The organism is Streptomyces sp. PsTaAH-137 (assembly GCF_003259365.1).
Classification (GTDB): domain Bacteria; phylum Actinomycetota; class Actinomycetes; order Streptomycetales; family Streptomycetaceae; genus Streptomyces.
In genome coordinates this window covers 513,909-533,824 of the sequence record NZ_QLLY01000002.1, presented here as the reverse complement: position 1 = coordinate 533,824, position 19,916 = coordinate 513,909, and the positions used below count along the sequence as shown (strand labels likewise).

The 19,916-nt window shown below is 70.0% G+C and carries 20 protein-coding genes; 17 read left to right on the top strand and 3 right to left on the bottom strand.

Features of this window, described 5'->3' with window-relative positions:
• The first annotated feature begins 310 nt into the window (after positions 1-310).
• On the top strand, positions 311-1,246 hold the full coding sequence (locus K377_RS05980) for a hypothetical protein (protein ID WP_111662067.1): 936 nt from the start codon (positions 311-313) through the stop codon (positions 1,244-1,246).
• Here K377_RS05980 and K377_RS41300 read toward each other — a convergent pair.
• The gene (locus K377_RS41300) at positions 1,239-1,460 is read right to left on the bottom strand and encodes a hypothetical protein (RefSeq protein ID WP_146614690.1); all 222 of its coding nucleotides are present in this window, start codon (positions 1,458-1,460) and stop codon (positions 1,239-1,241) included. The two genes, K377_RS05980 and K377_RS41300, sit on opposite strands and share 8 nt — an antisense overlap.
• A gap of 13 nt (positions 1,461-1,473) precedes the next feature.
• Between K377_RS41300 and K377_RS41295 the strand changes: the two genes are divergently transcribed.
• The 15 genes from K377_RS41295 (at position 1,474) to K377_RS05905 (ending at position 15,579) form a co-directional block, all read left to right on the top strand.
• Positions 1,474-1,860: a hypothetical protein gene (locus tag K377_RS41295; RefSeq protein ID WP_146614689.1), complete on the top strand. Its 387-nt coding sequence runs from the start codon at positions 1,474-1,476 to the stop codon at positions 1,858-1,860.
• Between the two features lie 430 nt (positions 1,861-2,290).
• Positions 2,291-3,301 carry an ABC transporter ATP-binding protein gene (locus tag K377_RS05970; RefSeq protein ID WP_111662065.1) on the top strand — a complete coding sequence of 337 codons (1,011 nt, stop codon included), beginning with the start codon at positions 2,291-2,293 and terminating at the stop codon, positions 3,299-3,301.
• 38 nt (positions 3,302-3,339) lie between these two features.
• A complete protein-coding gene (locus K377_RS05965) occupies positions 3,340-4,149 on the top strand; it encodes an ABC transporter permease (protein ID WP_181512494.1) in 810 nt (269 codons plus the stop codon).
• Positions 4,150-4,156: 7 nt separating this feature from the next.
• Positions 4,157-4,963 carry an ABC transporter permease gene (locus tag K377_RS05960; RefSeq protein ID WP_111662064.1) on the top strand — a complete coding sequence of 269 codons (807 nt, stop codon included), beginning with the start codon at positions 4,157-4,159 and terminating at the stop codon, positions 4,961-4,963.
• A gap of 6 nt (positions 4,964-4,969) precedes the next feature.
• Entirely contained in the window at positions 4,970-6,232 is a 1,263-nt protein-coding gene (locus K377_RS05955) for an MCE family protein (protein ID WP_111662063.1), read from the top strand.
• Positions 6,229-7,293, top strand: coding sequence for an MCE family protein (locus K377_RS05950; RefSeq protein WP_111662062.1), 1,065 nt, complete (start codon positions 6,229-6,231; stop codon positions 7,291-7,293). The genes K377_RS05955 and K377_RS05950 overlap by 4 nt, the downstream gene beginning before the upstream one ends.
• Positions 7,290-8,354: an MCE family protein gene (locus K377_RS05945; protein WP_111662061.1), complete on the top strand. Its 1,065-nt coding sequence runs from the start codon at positions 7,290-7,292 to the stop codon at positions 8,352-8,354. The genes K377_RS05950 and K377_RS05945 overlap by 4 nt, the downstream gene beginning before the upstream one ends.
• An 8-nt stretch (positions 8,355-8,362) precedes the next feature.
• Positions 8,363-9,373, top strand: coding sequence for an MCE family protein (locus tag K377_RS05940; RefSeq protein WP_111662211.1), 1,011 nt, complete (start codon positions 8,363-8,365; stop codon positions 9,371-9,373).
• Complete coding sequence (locus K377_RS05935) at positions 9,370-10,581, top strand: MCE family protein (RefSeq protein ID WP_111662060.1); 1,212 nt, start codon at positions 9,370-9,372, stop codon at positions 10,579-10,581. The genes K377_RS05940 and K377_RS05935 overlap by 4 nt, the downstream gene beginning before the upstream one ends.
• A complete protein-coding gene (locus tag K377_RS05930) occupies positions 10,578-11,813 on the top strand; it encodes an MlaD family protein (protein WP_111662059.1) in 1,236 nt (411 codons plus the stop codon). Before K377_RS05935 ends, K377_RS05930 begins: the two co-directional genes overlap by 4 nt.
• The gene (locus tag K377_RS05925) at positions 11,810-12,292 is read left to right on the top strand and encodes a hypothetical protein (RefSeq protein WP_111662058.1); all 483 of its coding nucleotides are present in this window, start codon (positions 11,810-11,812) and stop codon (positions 12,290-12,292) included. The genes K377_RS05930 and K377_RS05925 overlap by 4 nt, the downstream gene beginning before the upstream one ends.
• Positions 12,293-12,375: 83 nt before the next feature.
• Positions 12,376-13,104: a hypothetical protein gene (locus K377_RS42150; protein WP_237551518.1), complete on the top strand. Its 729-nt coding sequence runs from the start codon at positions 12,376-12,378 to the stop codon at positions 13,102-13,104.
• A 3-nt stretch (positions 13,105-13,107) separates the two neighbouring features.
• Positions 13,108-13,635: a nuclear transport factor 2 family protein gene (locus K377_RS05915; RefSeq protein ID WP_111662057.1), complete on the top strand. Its 528-nt coding sequence runs from the start codon at positions 13,108-13,110 to the stop codon at positions 13,633-13,635.
• 9 nt (positions 13,636-13,644) lie between these two features.
• The gene (locus K377_RS05910; RefSeq protein WP_111662056.1) at positions 13,645-14,334 is read left to right on the top strand and encodes a hypothetical protein; all 690 of its coding nucleotides are present in this window, start codon (positions 13,645-13,647) and stop codon (positions 14,332-14,334) included.
• Between the two features lie 21 nt (positions 14,335-14,355).
• Positions 14,356-15,579: a lytic transglycosylase domain-containing protein gene (locus K377_RS05905; protein ID WP_111662055.1), complete on the top strand. Its 1,224-nt coding sequence runs from the start codon at positions 14,356-14,358 to the stop codon at positions 15,577-15,579.
• On the opposite strand, the gene K377_RS05900 is transcribed toward K377_RS05905, so the two are convergent.
• Positions 15,553-17,181 (bottom strand): DUF2029 domain-containing protein, encoded by a 1,629-nt coding sequence (locus tag K377_RS05900; protein WP_111662054.1) that lies wholly within the window; start codon positions 17,179-17,181, stop codon positions 15,553-15,555. The two genes, K377_RS05905 and K377_RS05900, sit on opposite strands and share 27 nt — an antisense overlap.
• Positions 17,182-17,281: 100 nt before the next feature.
• On the bottom strand, positions 17,282-18,535 hold the full coding sequence (locus K377_RS05895; protein ID WP_111662053.1) for a cytochrome P450: 1,254 nt from the start codon (positions 18,533-18,535) through the stop codon (positions 17,282-17,284).
• Between the two features lie 209 nt (positions 18,536-18,744).
• On the opposite strand from K377_RS05895, the gene K377_RS05890 reads away from it, so the two are divergent.
• Positions 18,745-19,914 (top strand): steroid 3-ketoacyl-CoA thiolase, encoded by a 1,170-nt coding sequence (locus K377_RS05890; RefSeq protein ID WP_111662052.1) that lies wholly within the window; start codon positions 18,745-18,747, stop codon positions 19,912-19,914.
• Positions 19,915-19,916: the final 2 nt, after the last annotated feature.

Sequence of the window (19,916 nt, the reverse complement as noted above, 5' to 3'; positions counted from 1 at the left end):
TTCGAGACCGGACGTTACGAGCTGGTAACCGGATGCCGCAATGGGAATGCGCCAGGTTCCTCGAACGGATCGGAATGCGCAATTTTTCTTGTCTCGCCGCATACAGGTCACGTCACTTTCCTTGTCGGCGAGTGACGAATTTTCGCCGCGCCGCGCGAAACACTCACCTGATGAGCAAGTGGACCGCCCGACTGCTCACTTGCCGATAAACCCGTGAGTAGTGGAAGAGGTGTCAGCAAGGGCATTGTGCGAAAGGTTTCCCGTGAGTAACGTCCGGGCTCGCATTCCTCTACGAGAAGGGAAAACCGGCATGGCCACTCTCAGACGCGTGACCGTCCTCGGTGCGACCGCCGCCCTGGCGACGCTCGCCTCCATCGGTACGTCCTCCGCCGCCGGCACTCAGTTGAACGGGAACTGGGCGCCGTTCAACCGCTGCCCGGTCGACAACGCAGCCATGCTGGCCGCAGACGGCATCAACGACCAGGCGACGTGCATCTCCTCCAGCTCGCCCAGCGGCACCATCAAGGTCGGCAGCTCGGTCGTCCCGACCGGGAAGACCGACCTCCAGGTGGGCATCGTCACCCACGCCGACGGCACCAACTCGGTGATCGCGCCGTCGGACGGCGCGCTCATCGCCGACCCCGCCGACCTGCCCGGCGGCCTCCTCGGACTGATGTGTCCCAGCTCCGTGCCCGTCGTCAGCGCGGTTTGCGGGCAGATCACGAACAGCACGACCAACCGGATCGTGGCGACCGTCGAGTCCGTGGGCACCCCCACCGACTTCCAGCTGCTCGCCGGCGTGTCCGAGGGCGTGCCGATCATCGCGATCCCGGTCCGCATCCACCTCAGCAACCCGCTGATCGGCAACAACTGCTACATCGGCACCAAGTCCGCCCCGATCGTCCTGCGCCCGCAGAACGCGGCGGCGCCGAACATCGGAGCGGACAGCGCCACCTCCAACGGCACGCCCGCCGACGACGGCCCCTTCGGCCGACTCACGATGACCGGCGCCACCCAGCAGGACACGACCTTCGCCGCCCCGGGCGCAAGCGGCTGCGGGCCCCTGGGCCTCGGCGCCTTCAACTGGGCCGTCAACCTCAAGTCCGGCCTCCCGGCCGCCTCGGGCGTGAACAGCGTCAAGCTCAACAACACCTCGACCTACCTGGGCACCCTGAACGACCCGGGCGCCGCCGCTCCGAACCAGGGCAAGGTGTTCTCCCAGTACTGGCACTCGGCGGTCAAGTAATGCGGTTACTGCTGCGCAGGGCGGCGATGAGTGGGGTTGCGCTTGTCGCCGCGCTGGGGGTGTCGGGGACGTCGGCGTCCGCCACGGGGAGTGGGGTGTGGACGGTCAGTCCGGGTGGGCTGTACACCGGGAGCGCCACCAATCCGGCGTTCACGTTCCCTGCGGCGACGTTCGCCTGTAGCTCGTCGACGGTGTCCGGGTCACTCGCGGCCACGGATGCGGATGGAATGGCTGCCGGCACATTCATGCCGAAGTCTTTCTCGACCTGCGTCGTGGCGGGGATCCCCTTCACCTACACCGTGGGCCCGACCCCCTGGAAGATCAATCTGTTGCAGCGCAATGCTGCCAGCCCTTCCAAGATCGATGTGTCCATAAGCGGGGTCGCCCTCAACTGGTCCGGGACGGGCTGCAACGTCTCGTGGGCCGGAACCGCCTACGGGCAGTACGACAACAGCACCGGCAAGTTGAGCATCGGGCAAGGTGGCGTGCCCGCCAGCCAAGTCGTCGCCCAGCCCGGTGTGTCCTGCCTCGGGCTCATGCAGCCCGGCGACGCCCTCACCATCAAGGCCACCTACACCCTCAACCCGAAACAAACCATCACCCCGCCCGCCTGACCCCGTTATAGCCCGGTGATAAAAAACCGGACGCCCTTCTTGGATCAGCGCGAAATTGCCGAACCCCTATTGCTAGCCAAGGTTACTCGGCCGTAACGTCTCCAAAAAGCTCTTCCGCTCCTGGTCGGCGCCCCTCGTCGGTCAGGGGTCATATGAGGGCCGACCGGAATCCTCCTTTCCGGTCGGCGCCTCCGTGGCGGGGTCCCTGTCTCTCGTCGCACCCCCGGCGGGACGGGGGCCCCGCCGCGAACTATCAGAGCCCTTGCGGGCTCCGTGGTTCTACTCATCTTCCGACAGGAGAGAACGGCTCTCTTATCACTGGATGACAAGTTTTCAGGAAGATTCGGGGCGACCGCTCCGAGATCTTGTCCGGCACGTATGAAGCGAATTACCGTGCGCTGCCGAGTTCGCTCGCTGAAGGTGAGAAGCGATGGGAATCGAAGTGAAGGTCGAGGGACTCACCAAGTCCTTCGGCCGGCAGAACATCTGGCAGGACGTGAGTCTCACCCTGCCCGCGGGCGAGGTGAGCGTCATGCTCGGGCCGTCCGGCACCGGCAAGACCGTCTTCCTGAAGTCGTTGATCGGTCTGCTGAAGCCGGAGCACGGCCGCGTCCTGGTCAACGGCGTGGACATGGCGCGCAGCCCGGAGCGGGACATCATGGAGGCCCGCAAGCTGTTCGGGCTCATGTTCCAGGACGGCGCCCTGTTCGGGTCGATGAACCTCTTCGACAACATCGCCTTCCCGCTGCGCGAGCACACCAAGAAGAAGGAATCGGAGATCCGCCGCATCGTCATGGAGCGGATCGACGCGGTCGGCCTGCTCGGCTCCGAGGGCAAGCTGCCCGGTGAGATCAGCGGCGGTATGCGCAAACGTGCCGGCCTGGCACGGGCGTTGGTGCTCGACCCGCAGATCATCCTCTGCGACGAGCCGGACTCCGGGCTCGACCCGGTGCGCACCGCGTTCATCTCGCAGCTGCTCATCGACCTGAACACCACCACCGACGCCACCATGCTCATCGTCACCCACAACCTCGACATCGCGGCGACCGTGCCGGACAACATGGGGATGCTGTTCCGACGGAAGCTCGTCACGTTCGGGCCGCGCGAGGTGCTGCTCACCAGCCAAGAGCCGGTCGTGTCGCAGTTCCTGACGGCCAGTAAGGCCGGACCCATCGGCATGAGCGAGGAGAAGGACGAGGCCACGCTCGCCGCCGAGGCTTCGGGCGGGATGGTGGCGCCGCAGCCCAAGGCGCTCGTACCGCAGCTTCAGCCCTCGCCCGGACTCGGCGAGCGGGGCGCTGTCGCTCGGCGGCGGGAGCGGGTGCTCGGGATGCTCGACACGCTGCCGGGTTCCGCGCAGGACGCCATCCGGTCTTCCTACGGGCGGCAGGACGTGCTCGCGCCCACCGTGACGCTGCCCCGGCGGGGTGGGGTCTCGTGAGCGCGGACACGCGGCTGCCCGTCCCGGAGGACTCCCGGGTGCCACCGCGCCCCACCACGCCGCCCAAGGCGCCGGGCCCGTCCAAAGCCCTGGCCCCCCTCCGTCAGACCGGCCAGCTCTTCGCGCTCGCCCTCCGCGTCGTGCGGGACACCTTCCGGCGGCCGTTCCAGTTCCGGGAGTTCGTCGAGCAGTTCTGGTTCATCGCCAGCGTCACCATCCTGCCCGCCGCGCTCGTGTCCATTCCGTTCGGCGCGGTCATCGCGCTCCAAGTCGGTTCGCTGACGCAGCAGTTGGGCGCGCAGTCGTTCACGGGCGGTGCGAGCGTCCTCGCCGTCATCCAGCAGGCGAGCCCGCTGATCGTGGCCCTGCTCATCGCGGGCGCCGGCGGCTCCGCCATCTGCGCCGACCTCGGCTCGCGGAAGATCCGCGAGGAGCTGGACGCGATGACCGTCATCGGTGTCTCGCCCGTGCAGCGGCTCGTCGTGCCGCGCGTCCTCGCCGCGATGTTCGTCAGCCTCCTGCTCAACGGCATGGTGTCCGTCGTCGGCACCCTCGGCGGCTACTTCTTCAACGTCATCCTGCAACACGGCACCCCCGGCGCCTACTTGCAGTCGTTCTCCGCGCTCGCCCAGCTCCCCGACCTCTACATCAGCGAGCTGAAGGCCCTCATCTTCGGGTTCATCGCGGGCATCGTCGCCGCCTACCGGGGCCTCAACCCGCGCGGCGGCCCGAAGGGCGTCGGCGACGCCGTCAACCAGTCCGTCGTCATCACCTTCATCCTGCTGTTCTTCGTGAACATGGTGATGACCGGGATCTACCTCCAGATCGTTCCACCGAAGGGAGGTTGAGTCCCGCATGGCTTCACCCCTCGTCTGGCTCGACCGGGGCGGCGACCAACTCCTCTTCTATGTGCGGGCGCTGGTCTGGATACCGCGGACCGTCGTCCGGTACACGAAGGAAGTGCAACGCCTGCTCGCCGAGGTCGTCTTCGGCTCCGGCGGCCTCGGTGTCATCGGCGGCACCATCGGCGTGATGATCGCGATGACGGCCGCCACCGGCACCGTCGTCGGCCTCCAGGGCTACGCGGCCCTCGACCAGATCGGCACCGCCGCCTTCACCGGCTTCGTCTCCGCCTACTTCAACACCCGCGAGATCGCGCCGCTCGTCGCAGGACTCGCCCTGTCGGCGACCGTCGGCGCAGGATTCACCGCGCAGCTCGGCGCCATGCGCATCAACGAAGAGGTCGACGCACTCGAAGGCATGGGCGTGCGCTCGATGCCGTACCTCGTGACCACCCGCATCATCGCCGGAGTCGTCGCGATCATCCCGCTCTACGCGATCGGGCTGCTCTCCTCCTACCTCGCCTCGCGCATCGTGACCGTCGTCTTCAACGGGCAGTCGGCAGGCACGTACGACCACTACTTCGATCTGTTCCTCTCACCGACCGACGTGCTGTTGTCGGTGCTGAAAGTGCTGATCTTCAGCGTGATGGTGATCCTCGCGCACTGCTATTACGGGTTCCGCGCCAGTGGCGGCCCGGCCGGGGTCGGCATCGCGGTGGGGCGGTCGGTGCGCAACGCCATCGTCGTCATCGCCGTCACCGACTTCTTCCTGTCGCTCGCCATCTGGGGCGCCACGACGACCGTGAAAGTGGCGGGGTGAGAGACGGTGGACACCATCCGACGCCGCCTCGCCGGCCTCGCCTTCCTCCTCGTGCCCGCCCTGCTCATCTGGCTGGCCGTCGCCGTATACAACAAGGACTTCACCGACTCCGACGACGTGACCGTCGACACCGGCTCCGTCGGCAACGAGATGCACCTCGGCGCCGAGGTCAAGATGCGCGGCGTCGTCCTCGGTGAGGTACGCAAGATCGAGCCGACGGAGACCGGGGCGCGGCTCGTCCTCGCCCTCAAGCCCGGCGCCCTCGACCGCATCCCCGACGACGTGCACGCGCAGATGCTGCCGACCACGCTGTTCGGCGAGCGGTACGTGGCCCTCGTACCGGCCAACGGGGAGGACACGGCCTCCGGGGCGCGCACCCTGCCCGCGGGGGCGACCATCCCGCAGGACCGGTCCGCCAACGCCATCGAGCTCCAGCAGGTCCTCGACGACGTGCTGCCGATGCTGACCGCCGTCCAGCCGCAGAAACTCTCCGCGACGCTGTCCGCCGTGTCGCAGGCGCTCCAGGGCCGCGGCGACCAGCTCGGTGACACGCTCACCCAGCTCGACGCGCACCTGAAGAAGTTCAACCCCAACCTGCCGACGCTGAACGAGGACCTGAAGCAGCTCGTCCAGGTCTCCCACGTCTACGCCGACGCGGCCCCCGGCATCCTCGACGCGCTGACCGACTTCACCACCACCAGCGGCACCATCGCCGAGAAGCAGAGCGACCTCGCCGCCGCGTACGGGGACACCACCCGCACCGCCGAGGACCTGGACGCGTTCCTGCGGGCCAACAAGGACAACATCATCCAGCTGTCCGCCACCTCGCGCGGCACGCTCGGCATCCTCGCCAAGTACTCGTCGTCGTTCCCGTGCACGCTGCGCACCCTCGTCGACTTCGTGCCGCGCATGGACAAGGCGCTCGGCAAGGGCACCAACCAGCCGGGCCTGCACGTCGACGTCACGACCGTCGCCTCCCGGGGCGCCTACCAGGCCGGACGCGACACCCCGTCCTACGGCTCCGGCGGCACCCCGCACTGCTACTCCGTGCCCTACCTCGGCGGCGCCTCCGCGCGTACCCCCGCAGCCGTCACCGCGTCGGACTCCGTCGCGGGACAGGATCTCGGGTCCGCCAACTCGCCGCAGGAGAACGACCTGGTGAACGAGCTGATCGCGCCCTCCGCGAAGACCTCGCCGAACGACCTGCCCGACTGGTCGAGCCTGCTCGTCGGCCCCGTCTACCGGGGAACGGAGGTGAAGCTCAAGTGAGTACCCCTCAGGGCGACTTCCGCCATGTGCGGCGGCGCTCGCTCGCCGGTCCCATCACGAAGTCGCTGATCTTCGTCCTCGTCACCGCGCTCGCCACCACCGTGCTCGGCCTGTCCATCGCCAACAGCGGCGTCAACACCGACACCCGCAGCTACAAGGCCCTGTTCACCGACGTCACCGGGCTCATCGACGGCGACGGCGTCCGGATATCCGGGGTGAAGGTGGGTGAGGTCACCGACGTACGCGTCGTCGACCACCGCACCGCGCAGGTCACCTTCACCGTCGACAAGGACCGCACGCTGCCCGGCACCACCACGGCCGGCGTGAAGTACCTCAACATGGTCGGCCAGCGGTACGTGTCCCTGGAGCGCGGCACCGGAGCGGCGGGCTCCGACCTGTCGCCCGGCGACACCATCCCGCTGGACCGCACCACCCCGGCCCTCGACCTGACGCTCCTCTTCAACGGCTTCAAGCCGCTGTTCGAGGGCCTGTCGCCGGGCGACGTCAACGATCTCGCCGGGTCGATCGTCAAGGTCCTCCAGGGCGAGGGCGGCACGGTCGACAGCCTCATCCAGCACGTCGGCTCGCTCACGCAGACCGTCGCCGCGAAGGACAAGGTGATCGGCGAGGTCATCGGCAACCTCACCGACGTGCTCGCGACGATCAACAACCGCGAGGACCAGTTCGACGACCTCGTCACCACCCTCCAGCAGATGGTGTCCGGCTTCAACGAGGACCGCGAACCGCTCGGCCAGGCCGTCGCCGCGATGGGCGACCTGACGACCGTCACCGCCGGATTCCTCAAGGACACGCGCGGCCCGCTCAAGGGCGACATCCAGCAACTCGGCCGCCTTTCCAACCAGTTGGGTGACGGCATCCCGCAGATCCAGAACTTCCTCGACAAGACCCCGGCCAAGCTCACGGCCCTGTCCCGGCTCGCCTCCTACGGCTCCTGGTTCAACCTCTACCTCTGCGAGGCGCACGTCAGCGGGGTCGCCATGTCCGACGGGTCGAAGGCCCCCACCGGTATCTCCGTCAACGAAGCGAGGTGCCAGGGATGACGACGGCGGACAGAAGCCGGAAACGGCAGTGGCTGAAGCCCGTACAGGAACGCAACCCCGTGCTCATCGCGGTCGCCGGAATCGTCGCGCTCGGGCTCGTCGCGCTCGCCGCGTTCAACGCGAGCAGCCTGCCCTACATCGGGGGCGGCACCTCCTACAGCGCCGACTTCAGCGAGGCCGCGGGACTCGGCTCGGGCGACGAGGTGCGGATCGCCGGGGTCAAGGTCGGCGAGGTCACCGGCGTCGGCCTCGACGGACCCAAGGTCAAGGTCACCTTCAAGATCAAGGACGACGGCACCTGGATCGGCGACCGCACCACGGCCTCCATCGCCATCAAGACGCTCCTCGGCGACAAGTACGTGGCGCTCGACCCGGTCGGCACCGGCCGCCAGGACCCCGGCGCCCGCATCCCGCTGTCCCGCACCACCTCCCCGTACGACGTCACCGAAGCCTTCCAGGACCTCAGCGGCACCATCGACGAGATCGACACCAAGCAGCTCGCCGCCAGCTTCGACACCATCTCGGAGACCTTCAAGGACTCGCCGCCCGACGTGAAGGCGGCCGTCAAGGGCCTCTCCGCGCTGTCGAAGACGGTCTCGTCCCGCGACAGCCAGCTCGCCGAGCTGCTCGCCGGCAGCAAGAAGCTGACGAAGACCCTCCAGACGAAGCAGTCCAGCTTCGAGACGCTCATCAACGACGGCGGCTCCCTGCTCACCGAGCTGAAGAAGCGGCGCACCGCCATCAAGGCGCTGCTCAGCGGCAGCGAGGCGCTCGGCCGGGAACTCAACGGCATCGTCGCCGACAACGACCAGCAGCTCGGCCCGACGCTCACCGCGCTCAGCCGGGTCACCACCGTCCTCGCCGAGAACAAGGACAAGCTCGACAAGACCCTCTCCCTCCTCGGCCCCTACTACCGGCTGATCGGCAACACCCTCGGCAACGGCCGCTGGTTCGACAGCTACCTGTGCGGCGTCGTGCCGCGTACCTACCTGCCCGAGAAGTCGCTCCCCGCGAAGTCGTGCAGACCACCGAAGAACGGCTCGTACGGGAACGGGGGCTGACCGCCGCCATGGCCACCACACGAACCACGAAGAGGCTGCTCATCGGCACCCTCGCACTCGCGGTACTGATCGCCGCCGGCATCGTCGGCGTCAGCGCCACCAGCGACAGCGGCACGCGCATCACCGCCTACTTCGACCGGGCCGTCGGCATCTACGACGGCTCCGACCTGCGCATCCTCGGCGTGCGGGTCGGCCGGGTCGACGGCGTGCACCCCGAGGGCACCCGCGTGCGGGTCACTCTCGCCGTCGACGACGGGGTGAAGGTGCCCGTCGGGGCGCGGGCCGTCGCCGTCGCGCCGAGCGTCGTCGCCGACCGGTACGTCCAGCTGACCCCGGCCTACTCGTCGGGCGCGGCCCTGAAGGACGGCGCGGTGCTGCCCGCCTCCCGCAACCGCACGCCCGTCGAGATCGATCAGCTCTACGACAGCATCACCGACCTCAGCAAGGCCCTCGGCCCCGACGGCGCCAACGAGAAGGGCGCGCTGTCCGGGCTGCTGAAGACCGGCGCCGCCAACCTCAAGGGCAACGGCCAGGAACTCGGCAACAGCATCGAGCAGTTCGGCAAGGCCGCCAAGACGCTCAACGGCAGCAGCGACGACCTGTTCACCACGCTCTCCCAGCTCCAGTCGTTCACCACGATGCTCAAACAGGAGGACTCGGGCGTGCGCACCGCGCAGGAGACCCTCGACGACGTCACCGGCTACTTCGCCGAGAACCGCGACGACCTCGCGGGCGCCCTCAAGGAACTCGGCGCCGCGCTCGGCCAGGTGAAGACGTTCATCGACCACCACCGGGACGAACTCAAGGACAACGTCGACAAGCTGGTCCCGATCACCCAGGCCCTCGTCGACCAGCGGGCCTCGCTCGCCGAAGCGCTGGACGCGGCGCCGCTCGCCGCGGGCAACGTCCTCAACGCGTACAACCCCAAGACCCGAACCCTCGACGGCCGCGCCAACCTCAACGAGCTCAGCTCGGGCGGACCGCTGCTGCCGCTGCCCTCCGTGGGAGGCGACCAGTGAACCGGCGAACCACCGCCCGCGCCGGCGCGGGAATCGGCTGCGGAGGCGTCATCATCGTCGCCTTCCTCCTCACCCTCGGCGTGATCAGCGTGCCGTCGCCGTCGTTCGGCGGCCTGGAGGACGTGCCGCTGCCCGGCGGCGCCGACCTCGGCGCCCACCCGTACACCATCACCGCCGACATGAAGGACGTGCTCAGCCTCGTCCCGCAGTCCGCGGTGAAGGTCAACGACGTGGCCGTCGGCCGCGTCACCGACATCGAACTCGCAGGCAAGAACAGCTGGACCGCCCGCGTCACCATGCGCATCAACGGCGATGTGAAGCTGCCCGCCGACGCCGGCGCCCGCATCGAGCAGTCCAGCCTCCTCGGCGAGAAGTACGTCCAGCTCGTCGAACCGGAGAACGCCACCGGCGCCCTCCAGTCCGGCGCCCGCATCCCGGTCTCCCGCACCGGCCGCAACACCGAGGTCGAAGAGGTCTTCGGCGCGCTGTCGCTGCTCCTCAACGGCGGCGGCGTCAACCAGCTCAAGACCATCACCCAGGAACTCAACCAGGCCATCGGCGGCCGCGAGACCCAGGTCCGCTCGACACTGCGCCAGGTCAACGCCCTCGTCACCGACCTCGACGACCACCGCAGCGACATCACCGCCGCGCTCGACGGGGTCAACCGGCTATCCGCGACGCTCTCGCACCGCAAGGAGGACGTCGACACCGTGCTGACCGGCCTCTCGCCCGGCCTCAAGACCCTTGAGGAACAACGGGGTTCACTGATGACCATGCTGCGCTCCCTCGACCGGCTCGGGGACGTCGCCACCGACACCATCAACCGCAGCAAGGCCGACATGGTCGCCGACCTCAAGGCCCTCGCCCCGACCCTGAAGGCGCTCGCCGACTCCGGCCAGGACCTGCCGAACTCGCTCCAGGTGCTGCTGACGTACCCGTTCACCGACGAGGTCATGAACGGCATCAAGGGCGACTACCTCAACACCTATCTCGACATGGCGGCCGTGAAGGGGACGACGCTGATCCCGCCGCTGGAGGAGAACACGGGGGCGGGGACACCGACCGCGACTCCGCAGAGCGAGCGCAAGTCGCTGAAGAAGGCTCCGGGGGCGTCGGGGAAGTCGGCTGATCCGTCGTCGCCGCTGCCGCTTCCTTCCACGACGACTACGAGCAGCAGCGCGACGCCGAGCGGGGGTGCCTCCCGGTGATCACTCTCGCCATCCGGCTGAAGAACCTCGCGTTCCTGCTCATCGCCGTGCTCGTCCTCGGCTACCTCGGTATCCGGTACGCCGACCTCGGCCGCTACGTCGGCGCCGCCGACTACTACACCGTCAAGGTGCAACTCCCGCGCACCGGCGGCCTGTTCACCCACTCCGACGTCACCTACCGGGGCGTCTCGGTGGGCCGGGTCGGGGCGATCAACCTCACCGGGGACGGGGTCGAGGCGGACCTGCGCATCAAGAAGTCCGCGCCCGAGATCCCCGACGACGCCAAGGCCGTCGTCGCGAGCCTGTCGGCGGTCGGCGAGCAGTACATCGACCTGCGCCCGGACCGCTCCGACGGCCCGTACCTCGCGAACGGCGACCGCATCGACCGGACCGCGTCCTCGGTGCCCAAGCCGGTCACCGACGTCCTCTCCAGCGTCGACGACCTCACCACCTCCGTGCCGCTCGACGACCTGCGCACGGTCGTCGACGAGTTCGGCAAGGCCTTCGAGGGGCGCGGCGAGGACCTGCAACTCCTCATGGACAACGGCTCGCAGTTCGTCCAGGCCGCCGACAAGGCCCTCCCCGAGACCACCAAGCTCATGAACGACGGCGAGGTCGTGCTCCGCACCCAGGCCCAGGAGGGCGACGCCATCAAGTCCTTCGCGTCCGGCGCCAGCCAACTGGCCTCCACCCTCAAGGGCTCCGACGCCGACCTGCGCCGCCTGGTCATGGCCGCGCCGGACGCCGCCACCCGGATCAGCGGGCTGCTCCGCGACCTGAACCCGGAGGTCGGCGTCGTCCTCGCCAACCTCCTCACCACCTCCGAGGTCGCCGTCACCCGGCAGCGCGGCACCGAGGAACTGCTCGTGAAGCTGCCCGCGGCCGTTGCGGCGGGAGCCACGGCCGTCGACGGGAAGAAGGTCAACTTCGGTATGGCGGTCACGTTCTTCAAGCCCCTGCCGTGCACGGCGGGCTACTCGGGCACCACGTACCGGCTCGGTACGGATCTCAGCGCGGCGCCCGCCACGAACACCGGGGCCCGCTGTACGGCGCCCGCGTCGAGCGGCGTGAACGTACGCGGTTCGGCGCACGCGCCGGGCGGGGGCGCCGTGCCCAAGCCCGCACAGCCGGGCGCGCTGTCACTCCCGTCGGTGGCCGACGATTCCGGGACGTCCGCGTCGTCCTCCGGGATGGCCGGGCTGCTCGGGCTCTCCGAGGGGAGTGGGCGGTGAGGCGGGTTCTGACGGGGGCGGGGCTCGCCGTGGCGCTCGTGGTGTGCGGTACGGGGGCCTGGTCGTACGCGCAGGCGCGGGGTGACAGCGACCTCGCGTACGGCCGGGCCCGCGATGCCGTGCTCTCCGACGGTCGTACGGCGGTTGCCCGGCTGACGACGCTGGACGCGTCGACGGCGGCCCGCGCCAAGGCGGGGGTGCGCGAATGGAAATCGGTGACGACGGGTCCGCTTCGGGCGTCGCTCTCCTCGGTGTCGCCGGCGGCCGGGGCGTCGTCGCGCGGGGTGGTGACGGATGCCGCTGTGACCGCGCTGGACGACCGTGCGGGTACGTCGAAGCTGATCGCGACGGTACGGGTGACGACGGGTTCGGCGGCGCCCGAGCGCAAGCGTCTTGAGGCGGTCCTGAGCCGGTCCGCCGACGGCACCTGGAAGATCAAGTCACTCGGCGCCGTGCCGGTGACGGGGGAGTCGAAGTGACCCACGACGTTGAAGTCGACGCCCCCGAAGAGGAACCCGGCACCGGGGGCCGCCTTGCCCACCCTGCCGCCCAAGGCGGCAGATTGCCCAAGGCTCTGCGACGCCTCGTACGGGATCGCCGCCAGGGGCGCGAGGAACTGCGCGACCAGCCACCCACGGAGGCGCACCCGGAGGACGAGCAGGAGGCCGACGGCGCCCAGGAGCAGGCGGCCGCTGAAGGCGAGCCCGCCACCGATCGCCGCCAGGGGCGCGGGGAACTGCGCGACCAGCCACCCACGGAGGCGGACCCGGAGACGGAGACCAGCTCTCGCGGCGGGCGGGTTCAGTTCATCGTCGCCGTCGTCGTGGCCGGGCTGCTTGTCGTCAGTGGGGTCGTTCTCTTCTACCTCGCCCACGAGCTCAGGACAGAACCAGCGACCCGCAACCACGCCCTCACCGACGCCGACGCCACCAACCGCGTCAACGGGGACGTCAGCAGTGCTCTCGCCAAGATCTTCTCCTACACGCCCGACGGCACCAACGCCACCGCCCGGACCGCCAATCAGGTCCTCACGGGCAAGGCCGCCAAACAGTACGCCGAGCTGTTCACCCAGGTTCAGAAGAACGCGCCGGCCCAGAAAGTCACCCTCACCACCGACGCCGTCCGCGTCGGCACGGTCAGCCTGCGCGGCGACACCGCGCACCTGCTCGTCTTCCTCGACCAGTCGACGCACCGCGGCGACAAGAAGGCGGTCACCTCCGCCGCCCAGCTCTCCGTCACCGCTCAACTCCACAACGACGTATGGCAGATCGTCGACATCAAGGCCAGGTGAACCATGCTGAAAAGACCCCTGCTCGTGGTGGCGGTCGTGCTCACCCTCGTCGCGGGCGGCTTCGCCGTCTGGGGCGGCTGGTCCTGGTACGGGGCCGCGCACGACGACACGGCCTCCTTCGCGGCGGCCCGCGACGACGCCCTGGAGGCGGGGGAGCAGGCCGTGCAGAACCTGAACACCCTCGACCACCAGAAGCTCGACAGCGGGCTCGACCTGTGGGAGAGCTCCACGACCGGCGCGCTCCACTCCCAACTGGTAAAGGGCCGCGCCGAGTTCGCGAAGCAGGTGACGAGCGCCAAGACGGTCAGCACGGCGAAGGTGCTCGACGGCGCCCTGACCGAACTCGACGAACGGGCCGGAAAGGCCCGCGTCATGGTCGCGCTCCGGATCACGGTGAAGGCCGCCGGACAGAAGGCCACCGACAAGGACAGCCGGATGCTCGGCGAACTCACCCGCACCGACGGCCACTGGAAACTCAGCGCCCTCGCCCAGGCCCAGGTCGGCGACACGGCCTCGACCACCACCGACTGAGGAGCCACCATGCCGTCGACCACCCGCCACACCCTCAACCGGCAACGCCAGCGCCAGAACCAGACCCAGCGGGCCGAGCAGACCACAACCGAGGCTCCGGTCACGGCCGTCGTCGCGGAACCCGCCAGGAAGACCCGGCCGCGCCCCGAACCCCGTACGACGGACAAGGCGGCCAGGAGCACCACCCCCGTCCTCGCCGCGCTGGTCCTGCTCACCCTCCTCCTCGGCGGCTTCGCCGGGTGGGCGCACGCGCGGGCCCACGCGCTCACCGGCACCGCCGCCGCCCAGAACACGGCGCTCACCGACGCGGCCCGCACCAGCGACGTGAAGGGCCGGGCGGAGAAGGCGGTCAACGCGCTCTTCTCCTACGACTACGCCAACCCGAAGACGGCGGAGAAGGCCGCGGCCACCCTCCTCACCGGCAAGGCCGTCGAGCAGCACCGCACCCTTCTCGCGCCCGTGCTCGCGCAGGCGCAGCAGCAGAAGACGGTCGTCACCACGACCGTCACCGACAGCGCGGTCGAGCGGATCGACGGCGACCGCGCGCGGGTCCTCGTCTACGCCGACCAGTCCAGCACCAGCACGGCCGCGAAGGCCAAGGACGCCGCCGCGAACTACGCGGGCGCCATGCTCGCCGTCGACCTCGTGCAGCGCGACGGCCACTGGCTGGTCTCCGCCATCGACACCTTCAGCAGCTGACGAACCGACGAAAGGGTCCTCATGCGTACCCCGCGACTGAGCAAACGCCCCCGCCTCGGCCGACGACTGCGCGGCACCGCGATCGCCGTCGCCGCGACGGCCGTGCTCACGGCGTCCCAGGCCCCGGGTGTCGTGGAGGAGCTGACCAAGAGCCACGACAGAGGCACCGACCCGATCGCCCTCGCGGGCGGTTCCGGCGCCCTGCCCCAGGTCCCCTCGCAGGGCGACGACTCGTACCACACCGAGCTGCCGCCGCTGACGACGCCGGACAACCCGGACCTCACCTTCCCGCCGACGGTGATCCGCGCCGAGGCCGGCATCCCCGCGACCGTCCTCGCCGCCTACCGCAGAGCCGAGACGTCCGTCGGCCGCACCGACCCCGGCTGCGACCTGCCGTGGCAACTGCTCGCCGCGATCGGCAAGGTCGAGTCGGGGCAGGCGCGCGGCGGCGACGTCGACGCGAACGGCACCACACGGCACCGCATCACCGGCCCGCCCCTGAACGGCAAGGGCTTCGCGCTCATCCGCGACAGCGAGGGCGGCCGCTGGGACGGGGACGCCGTCTACGACCGGGCCGTCGGGCCGATGCAGTTCCTGCCCGGCACCTGGCGCCGCTGGGGCGCCGACGGCAACGGCGACGGCGTCTCCGACCCCAACAACATCTTCGACGCGGCCCTCGCGGCGGGCCACTACCTGTGCGCGGGCAACCGCGACGTCGGCACCGACGGCGGCCTGGAGCGGGCCATCCTCAGCTACAACTACTCGCGGGACTACCTGCGGACGGTCCTGTACTGGATGGAGTTCTACCGCAAGGGCGTGCACACCGTCGCCGACGGCAAGGGCACCGTCCCGTTCAGCCCCGGCGCCGGCTCGAAGACCCCGGCGAAGAAGCCCGTCGGCGACGAGGACGGCGGCGGCATCGTCATCGGCCCGCCGCCCACCCGGCAGCCCAGCCCGACCCCGACCACCAGCCCCACGCCGAAGCCCACCGACAGCGGCTCACCGACCCCCAGCCCGACCCCCGGGCCCAGCGACACCGGCTCGCCCACCCCGCCCGCCACCGGCGAGCCGACGGACACGCCCACGCCCCCGGCGACCGACGAGCCCGGCTCCCCCACGCCCAGCGACGGCGGCTGCCCGTCCGACAGCGCGTCCCCGACGGACACCGCGTCCCCGACCGGTTCGCCCAGCCCCTCGGAGAGCCCGAGCGAATCCGCGTCACCCTGCGCGACACCCGGCAGCTGACGGGCTCGGCGACGGCACCCGCTCCCAGCCGGAGCCGACCCGGTAGGTGCCGGGCGCCGTCGCCACCAGCTCGGTGAACTCGCCGCCGCGCTGCCGCCGCACGGTCAGGCAGCCGCCCTCGGACGTCAGCCACGGCGAGTACGCGACCTTCAGCGTCGCCGTGCCCGCCCGCTCGAAGCGGACGGTGACCCGCGCCCCGTCCGAGCGGACGACGGTGGCGGGCGCCGAGACCAGCGGCACCGCGTCCCGCACCCGGTACACGCGCCAGTGCGGGTCGCGCCACACCGGCTCCAGATAGCCGGTTCCGGAGCGCACGAAGGCGGCCTCCTGCTCGGCGAACCCGTCGGGCTTGCCCTCCGGCAGCACCACGAAGCCGACCGCCCACCGGTCCAGCCACGCCCGGTAGGTGGCCGCCGAGAACGAGCCGTCGTAGAAGAGCCGCCCGCGCTCGACGTCGAGCTGCCGGTTCCAGCCGCGCGCCATGTTCACGTACGGGGCGAGCGCCGTCGCCTCCCGGTGGTTGCGGGCCGGGATCACCTCGACCCGGGTGCGGTCGGCGCGGTGCCGCTCCAACTCCCGTACGACATCGTGGGTTTCGGCCGCCCAGGCGGGCACGCGCGTCGACACCCGCAGATCGTCGACGGTCTTCTGTGCCACCCAGGCCGAGGAGAGCACGAGCGCCACGGCCAGGACCAGTGCCCGCAGCCGGTGCCGTCCCGGCGGCAGCTCCTGGAGCGCCGCCAACAGCAGGGCAGGCGCGGCGAGTTCGGCGAGCCGCTCGACGTTCGTGCCGACGGGGGAGGGGACGAGGTACGTGACGACCGTGCCGGCCGCGTAGACGGCGGCCGCCCATCGCGCCACCCGCCGGCGCCGGGGCCCCGCCACCACCAGCGCGAGCGAGAACACGACCGGCGGCCAGATCCGGTCCAGCGGCATCAACTGCTCGCCCTTGAAGGGGAACAGGAGGGTCGTCGTGCCCACGATCAGCGCGGGCGGGACCAGGTACGCGGCGGCCCGGCCCCAGTCCCGTACGCCCAGATACCCGGCGCCCACGACCGCCAGAAACAGCCCCGCGACCGGGGAGGCCATCGTGGCGAGCGCCGCGCAGAGCGTGCCCGCCGCGTACCCGCGCCTTCCGGTGAGCGCCACGCACGCACCGAGCCCGAGGGCCACCCCGAGCGCGAAGGTGGTGCGGCCCGACGCCACGTCGCACCACAGCGCGAGCGAGAGCAGCACGGCGGGCGGCAGCGGGCGGGCGATGCCCGTGCGCACGAGCAGCACCGCGCCCAGCCAGGCGGCGGCCAGCCCGGACACCACCGTGACCGGTCTGACCCCGAGACCCGCCATCAAGTACGGCGAGATCAGCGAGTAGTTGGCGGTGTGCATCCCGCCGTACCAGAACAGGTTGTACGCCGACGCCCCGTGGTCGGCGGCGAACCGGGCCCACGCCTGCTGGGCCGCGAGATCGCCGCCGCCGGTCGCCAGGAACAGCGCCCACACCGCGTACAGCGGCAGTGTGGGCACCGTCGCGAGCAGCGGGACGCGGTGCCGTACGGCCAGGGGCGCGCGGGGGCGGGCGAAAGGCAGGTCGACCGTGGCCACGGGTACCGGTCCATCCGTTTCTCGTCGGGTGACGTCTTCTCCGGAGAAGACGCATAACACGACGAAAGTGTTCATTCAGGGGGATGGATCCGGCCGGATTTCACCCCTTCGCGGGCGCCGCCACCTGAAGCTCCTTGACGCCGTTGAGCCAGGCCGCGCGCAGCCGGCGGGGATCGCCGACGAGCCGCAGGTCGGGCAGGGCGTCGGCGATCGCGTTGAAGATCAGGTCGATCTCCAGGACCGCCAGGGACTTGCCGAGGCAGAAGTGCGGGCCGCCGCCGCCGAAGCCGAGGTGCGGGTTGGGGTCGCGGGTGATGTCGAAGGTGTCGGGGTCGGTGAAGACCTCCGGGTCGTGGTTGGCGGACGAGTAGAAGATGCCGACCCGGTCGCCCTCCTTGATCTTCTGGCCGCCGAGTTCGGTGTCCTGGGTGGCGGTGCGCTGGAAGGAGACGACCGGCGTCGCCCAGCGCACGATCTCCTCGGCCGTGGTCGAGGGGCGGTCGCGCTTGTACAGCTCCCACTGGTCGGGGTGGGTCAGGAAGGCGTGCATGCCGTGGGTGATGGCGTTGCGGGTCGTCTCATTCCCGGCGACGGCGAGCAGGATCACGAAGAAGCCGAACTCGTCCGAGGAGAGGTTGCCCTGGTCCTCCGCCGCGACGAGCTGGCTGACGATGTCCTTGGCCGGGCACTGCTTGCGCTCGGCGGCGATGTTCATCGCGTAGCCGACGATCTCCATGGCCGCCTCGGCGCCGATCTCCTCGGTGATCGCGTACTCGGGATCGTCGTACGCCACCATCTTGTTGGACCAGTCGAAGACCTTGGCGCGGTCCTTCTGCTCGATGCCGATGAGCTCGGCGATGGCCTGGAGCGGCAGCTCCACGGCGATGTTGGTGACGAAGTCGAACGAGCCGTCGGGACCGGCCTGTTCAAGCGCCTTCCGCACGATGTCGCCGGCCCGGGCGCGCAGGGCGCCCTCCAGGGAACGGATGGCGCGTGGCGTGAAACCGCGCTGCACGATCTGGCGCACGCGCGTGTGCTCGGGCGGGTCCATGTTCAGCATGATCATCTTCTGGACCTCGATCTGGTCGCGCTGGATCGAGGAGTTGAAGCGGATCACGGCCGTGTTGACGTTGGAGGAGTAGATCTCCGGGTGCGTGGACACGTACTTGACGTCGGCGTGCCGGGTCACCGCCCAGTACCCCGCGTCGTCGAAGCCGGAGATCCCGCGTTCCTGCGGGATCCAGCGGACCGGCTCGGCCTGCCGGAGTTCGGCGAACTCCGGGTACGGCACGCGGTCCTGGAGCAGATCGGGGTCGGTGAAGTCGAACCCGTCGGGCAGCGCGGGGCACGGCATGGGTCACTCCAAGCTCTGTCTGACGCTCCGTCAGTTATGGCTCGAAAGGTAGTAACGGGTTCTAGAAGTGGCAAGGGGCGCGGGTGTGTCGGTTCCGTGTGTTGTGCTTGCACGACCCTTGCGTACCGGGGGTAAGCGCGCCGAGACTGCATGCATAACTGGTACGCGTTCTAGTTTCCGTCCGGGATTGCGTGGAGAGGACGACTGTCATGGCAGCCGAGCCCGTCATCGTCGAGGCCGTACGTACCCCGATCGGCAAGCGCGGTGGCGCGCTCGCCAATCTCCACCCGGCGTATCTGCTGGGGGAGACGTACCGCGAACTCCTCGGCCGCACCGGCATCAAGGCCGACTGCGTCGAGCAGATCGTCGGCGGCACGGTCACGCACGCGGGCGAGCAGTCCATGAACCCGGCGCGCACGGCGTGGCTGACGATGGGCCTGCCCTACGAGACCGCCGCGACCACCGTCGACTGTCAGTGCGGCTCCTCCCAGCAGGCATCGCACATGACCGCCAACATGATCGCGGCGGGCGTCATCGACGTCGGCATCTCCTGCGGTGTGGAGGCCATGTCGCGGGTCCCGCTCGGCTCCGGCTCCAAGCACGGTCCGGGCAAGCCGTTCCCGGAGGAGGGGAACGTCGACCTGCCCAACCAGTTCGAGGCCGCCGAGCGCATCGCGCGCCGCCGCGAGCTGACCCGGGAGAACGTCGACTCGCTCGGCCTCATCTCGCAGGAACGGGCCGCGATCGCCTGGTCCGAGGAGCGGTTCAAGCGCGAGACGTTCGCCGTGCAGGTGCCGACCACCGAGGCCGAGCAGGCCGCCGGGCAGGGCATGTGGCGGCTGGTCGACCGGGACGAGGGGCTGCGCGACACCACCATGGAGGGACTGTCGGGCCTCAAGGCGGTCATGCCGACCGCCGTCCACACGGCCGGGAACTCCTCGCAGATATCCGACGGCGCCGCCGCCATCATGTGGGCGTCGAAGCGGATGGCGCGGGCCCTGAAGCTCCGGCCGCGCGCCCGCATCGTGGCGCAGGCACTGGTCGGCGCGGACCCGCACTACCACCTGGACGGGCCCGTCGACGCGACCCGCACGGTCCTCGGCAAGGCCGGCATGACGCTCAAGGACATCGACCTCGTCGAGATCAACGAGGCGTTCGCGTCGGTCGTGCTCAGCTGGGCGCAGGTCTTCGACCAGGACCTGGAGAAGGTGAACGTGAACGGCGGCGCGATCGCCCTCGGCCACCCGGTCGGCGCGACCGGCGCCCGCCTCATCACGACGGCGCTGCACGAACTGGAGCGCAGGGACAAGGAGTTCGCGCTCATCACGATGTGCGCGGGCGGCGCGCTGGCCACCGCCACCATCATCCAGCGGCTCTAGTC